The organism is Micromonospora sp. ATA51 (assembly GCF_016802855.1).
In the GTDB taxonomy this organism is placed as follows: domain Bacteria; phylum Actinomycetota; class Actinomycetes; order Mycobacteriales; family Micromonosporaceae; genus Micromonospora; species Micromonospora sicca.
This window is the reverse complement of sequence record NZ_JAEVHJ010000416.1, coordinates 1-4,851: the sequence shown is the minus strand read 5'-3', so window position 1 is coordinate 4,851 and position 4,851 is coordinate 1. Positions and strand designations below refer to the sequence as shown.

General features: G+C 71.3%; 4 protein-coding genes. 3 read left to right on the top strand and 1 reads right to left on the bottom strand.

Translation table 11 applies throughout. The features are described from left to right. Positions 1 to 226 precede the first annotated feature (226 nt). The 3 genes from JNW87_RS34795 to JNW87_RS34785 all read left to right on the top strand — a co-directional run bounded on the left by JNW87_RS34795 (position 227) and on the right by JNW87_RS34785 (position 2,822). Positions 227 to 1,357 (top strand): low temperature requirement protein A, encoded by a 1,131-nt coding sequence (locus tag JNW87_RS34795; RefSeq protein ID WP_236647260.1) that lies wholly within the window; start codon positions 227 to 229, stop codon positions 1,355 to 1,357. A gap of 122 nt (positions 1,358 to 1,479) precedes the next feature. Then, positions 1,480 to 1,686 (top strand): hypothetical protein, encoded by a 207-nt coding sequence (locus tag JNW87_RS34790; protein ID WP_109799819.1) that lies wholly within the window; start codon positions 1,480 to 1,482, stop codon positions 1,684 to 1,686. A 176-nt stretch (positions 1,687 to 1,862) separates the two neighbouring features. Further along, a complete protein-coding gene (locus JNW87_RS34785) occupies positions 1,863 to 2,822 on the top strand; it encodes a TIGR03557 family F420-dependent LLM class oxidoreductase (protein WP_109799820.1) in 960 nt (319 codons plus the stop codon). 17 nt (positions 2,823 to 2,839) lie between these two features. Here the strand turns inward: JNW87_RS34785 and JNW87_RS34780 are convergent, their stop codons facing one another. After that, positions 2,840 to 4,795 carry an APC family permease gene (locus JNW87_RS34780; protein ID WP_109799821.1) on the bottom strand — a complete coding sequence of 652 codons (1,956 nt, stop codon included), beginning with the start codon at positions 4,793 to 4,795 and terminating at the stop codon, positions 2,840 to 2,842. Positions 4,796 to 4,851 lie beyond the last annotated feature (56 nt).

The window sequence follows — 4,851 nt, the reverse complement described above, 5'->3', positions numbered from 1 at the left end:
GACCACCACGTCGACGACTACATCGCCCGCGCACGACTCAAAACCGCAGCCTGAAAACCTGACTCAGTTGTTCAGATTCTCGAACCCAAGGATCTAGCGTCGGTGAGGACCACCGGCCCGTCGCGCCGATCCCGCACCGCAGGAGCAACTCGTGCCCTTCGCCTCGCCCGAGCAGCCCTCGCGACGAGGCCGGCCCCCGGTGCGCGACCCCGAGTCACCTCGCCGGGTGACGCTGCTGGAGCTCTTCTTCGACCTGGTCTACGTGGTCGCGCTGGCGCTCGTCTCGCGCGGCATGGTCGTCGATCTCAACTGGGAACGCGCCCTGCAGGCCCTGCTCATCCTGATGGCGCTCTGGTGGACCTGGGCGATCACCACCCTGGTCACCGACATGTACGACCCGGAGCGCACCGAGATCAAGCTGCTGATCATCGCGGTGATGTTCGGGGCGCTGCTGATGACCACCGCCATCCCGGAGGCGTTCGCCAGCCGAGGGCTGGTCTTCGCCGCGACGTACGTCGCGATCCATCTCGGTCGCGGCCTGTTCCTGATGCCGACGGTCCGGCACCACCGGCAGACCCAGCGGCGGGCGGCGCGGATCTTCATCTGGTTCGCCGTCTCCGCCGTGCCGTGGATCGCGGGCGGGTTCGTCCACGGCCACGCCCGGGAGGCGCTGTGGGCGCTGGCGCTCGCCCTCGACTATGTCGGCTTCCGGCTCGCGTACCCGGTGCCCGGCCTCGGCGTGGTGCCGGACGCCCAGCGCAACGTCACGGCTGAACACCTTTCGGAGCGCTACCAGCAGTTCTTCATCATCGCGCTCGGCGACGCCATCCTCACCACCGGCATGATGTTCAGCATCTACCACTCGGAGGCGCAGAACATCGGCGCCTTCACGGTCGCCTTCATCACCACCCTGCTGCTGTGGCGGATCTACGTGCACAAGTCCGGGGAGCTGCTGCCGCACGCCATCTCCAGTTCGAAGCAGCCGAGCCGATTCCTGAACACCGCCCCCTACACCCACCTGCTGATCGTGGCCGGGGTGGTGGTCACCGCGGCCGGTTTCGACCTGGTGCTGCACGAGCCGACGGGGCGTACGCCGCCGGCCTGGGCGGCGGTCATCCTGGGCGGGCCGGCGCTGTTCCTGGTCGGCCGGTCCTTCTTCGAGTACGAGGTGTTCAGCCGGGTCTCGCTGTCCCGCCCCGGCGGGCTGCTGGCGCTGCTCACCATCGCCCCGGCCGTGCTCTTCCTGCCGCCGCTGGTCGCCGCGACCGGGGCCATGCTGGTGCTCGCCGGGGTGGCCGTCGCCGACTATCGACGCAGCCGGGGCCGGCCGCCGGAGTCCCCGAAGCCGCCGCACTGAGCCGAAGCTCCCGGGCATGGTCGTAAACGGCCGTCCGCCCGGTCCCCGCCTCCGTTAGCCGAACGCGCGGATTGGGTACAGGGGTGGCACCTCGAAATCCACCACACCCCTGGAGGCAACCCATGCGCGGCACCTCGATAGTCGGCGTCCTGGTCGTGATCTGGCTGATCATCGGCGCGATCGCGGCCGGTCAGCGCGGCTACTACAGCAGCGACGACAAGAACTGCGCGGAGGCGGGCACCATCCTGGTGACCATCGTGGCCGGCCCGTTGAACTACATCGGCGCCAACCCCAAGGTGGACTGCACGCTCCCCGAGCCGTCCAAGTAATCCCCCACTGCTCCGGCCCGCGCCCGCTCCCCCCGCGGCGCGGGCCGCTGCGTGCGCCGGGCCGGTCGCGTCACCACCCGTAGTGCGTCCTAGGAGGCTGGGTTCCCGGCTGGCGTTTGCCGGCGACCTGCCGGGAAGGGCCGAGGTCCACCGCGGACGGAACGGGAGACCCGGCGATGCAGATCGGCTACAAACTGGCCTCGGAGGCCTTCGGACCACAGGAGCTCATCCGGCAGGCGGTCCGCGCGGAACAGGCCGGCTTCGACTTCGTGGAGATGAGCGACCACTACCACCCCTGGCTCGAGGTGCAGGGGCACTCCCCGTTCACCTGGAGCGTGCTCGGCGCGATCGCCGCCAAGACCAGCACGCTCCGGCTCGCCACCGGCGTCACCTGCCCGACGGTGCGCTACCACCCGGCGATCATCGCCCAGGCCGCCGCCACCATGGCGCTGGTCTCGGACGGCCGGTTCACCCTCGGGGTGGGCGCCGGCGAGCGGCTCAACGAGCACGTCGTCGGGCAGGGCTTCCCGAGCGTCCGCGGGCGGCACGAACGGCTCCGCGAGGCACTGGAGATCATCCGGCTGCTCTGGCAGGGCGGCTACCAGTCGTACGAGGGCAGGCACCTCCAGCTGGAGGACGCCCGGGTCTTCGACCTGCCGGAGACGCTGCCGGTGATCGCGGTCGCGGCCAGCGGCCGGGCCTCGGCCGCCATGGCCGCCGAGCTGGGCGACGGCCTCTTCGCCACCGAGCCGAAGTCGTCGATCGCCGACCACTACCGGCAGGCCGGCGGGCGGGGCCCGCGCTACGCGGAGGTGCCGATCGCCTGGGCGACCGACGAGGAGCAGGCGGTCCGCGCGGCCCGGGAGACCAGCCGGTGGGCGATCACCGGGTGGAAGGTGATGAGCGAGCTGCCCAACCCGGTCAACTTCGACGCGGCCACCTCCTGGGTGGAGGACCACCACGTCCGCCGGCAGTTCTCGGTCGGCCCTGACCCGGAGGTCCACGTCGCGAAGGCGCGCGCCTACGTCGAGGCGGGCTACGACCACATCGTCATGCAGAACGCCGGCCCCGACCCGGACGGCTTCCTCGACTTCTTCGCCGGCGACCTCAACGCTCGGCTGCGCGCGCTCGGTTGAGCGGCCCGGCCCGGACCTCAGCCGCCGACGTGGATGCCGGGGCGGCGGGTGGGGTCGGGCTCGGACTTGCGGATGATCTCCCGGACCACGGGAGGGGTGTCGCCGCGGCCCAGGATCAGATAGCGCAGCAGGTGCGCGAGGGGGTTCCCCTCGGACCACTCGAAGTGGGCGTGCGGGCGGACGCCGGTGCCGTCGCGCAGCGCGAGCAGGATCGCCGCGATCGCGTTCGGCACGGCCGGGCTGCCGGCCCGCAGCACCCGGTACCCGTCGACCTCCACCCCGTGCACCCGCAGCACCTGGCTGAACTCGGACGGGTCGACCACGTCGATCTCGAGGAAGAGCACGTCCGCGGCGCCCGGCACCGGGTTGATCGCGCGCTGCGCCCGCTCCTTGAACCGGTACTCCTTCACCGAGCCGCTCTGCCGCTTGTTGGCGATCAGGTGCAGCCGGCCGTCGTGGGTCAGCGAGTCGGCGATGAACCGCCGGGCCGCCTCGTCGAACTCGATCCGCTCGGCCCGCAGCTCGGTGGTCCGGGTGACCCGGGAGATCAGCGAGACGGCGATGATGCCGGCGATGAAGAAGCCGGAGATGGTGATGCCGTCCGGCTTCTCGATCACGTTCTCGGTGAGGGCGTAGAGCAGCACCAGGGTCAGCACCGTGAAGCCGGCCCCGGCGAACGGGTGCCGCGACCGGTACGCGGAGATGGTCACCGCGATCGCGCCGGAGACCATCATCGCCAGGATCCCTGTCGCGTACGCGCCGGCCTGGGCGTTGACGTCGGCCCGGAAGGCGACGGTGATGGCGATGCTGATCAGCGTGTAGACGATGACCACGGGCCGGACCGCCCGGGCCCACTCCGGCGCCATGCCGTACGACGGCAGGTAGCGGGGCACGATGTTGATCAGGCCGGCCATCGCCGAGGCGCCGGCGAACCAGAGGATCAGCACGCTGCTGATGTCGTAGACGGTGCCGAACGCCTCGCCCAGGTGCTCGTGGGCCAGGAACGCCAGCGCCCGCCCGTTGGCCGCCCCGCCGGGCTGGAACTCCTCCGCGGGGATCAGCATGGTGGTGACGAAGGTGGTCGCGATCAGGTAGACGGACATGACCAGGGCCGCGGTGGCGAGCAGCTTGCGGGTGTTGCGGATCCGGTTCTCCAGCCGCTGCCGCGGGTCGGTGCCCTCGCCCTTGATCAGCGGCATCATGCTGACGCCGGTCTCGAAGCCGGAGAGCCCCAGCACCAGCAGCGGGAAGGCCAGCACGGCCGGCCCGAGCAGGTCGCCCACGCCGGCGCCACGGGCGGTGAGGGCGTTGGTCCAGCCGCTCAGCACCGCCGGGTCGGCGGCCACCTCGGCCAGCCCAACGACCACGATCACCGCGTTGAGCCCGAGGAAGACCGCCACCAGCGGGATGGCGACCTGCACCGCCTCGCTGAAGCCCAGCAGGAACACGCCGCCGAGGATCAGCAGCAGCGCCACCGTCACCGCGACCGCGGCCGTGGTGCCGTGCGGGAAGGACGCCGGCAGGATCGGGTTCTCCAGCAGGTGCACGGTGGCGTCGGCGGCGGAGAGGGTGATCGTGATGATCCACGAGGTGGCCACGAAGCCGAGCAGCACCAGCACGAATATCTTGCCTCGCCAGAACGGCAGCAGCCGTTCCAGCATGGCCACCGAGCCCTGCCCGTGCGGGCTTTCCCGGGCCACCCGCCGGTACATCGGCAGCATCCCGAGCAGGGTCAGCGCCACGATCAGCAGGGTGGCCAGCGGGGAGAGCGCGCCGGCCGCCAACGCGGCGATGCCGGGCAGGTAGGAGAGGGTGGAGAAGTAGTCCACGCCGGTCAGGCACATCACCTGCCACCAGGGGTGCGCCTTCGCCTCCGGCTCCCGGGTCTCCGGGCCGACCGGCTGCACCCGGTGCTGGAACAGCCACCGGCTCAGTCGGCTGGCCGGCTCGGCCGGCCGCACGGGGGTGTCCACGCACTCCGGGACGCCCGCGGGCCACGGATCCGCCGAGCCCCGCTACCTCGACGAAC

Excerpts from the sequence above, each read along its gene's own strand:
- JNW87_RS34790 (WP_109799819.1), top strand. The coding sequence starts at position 1,480 with ATGCGCGGCACCTCGATAGTCGGCGTCCTGGTCGTGATCTGGCTGATC.
- JNW87_RS34785 (WP_109799820.1), top strand. The coding sequence starts at position 1,863 with ATGCAGATCGGCTACAAACTGGCCTCGGAGGCCTTCGGACCACAGGAG.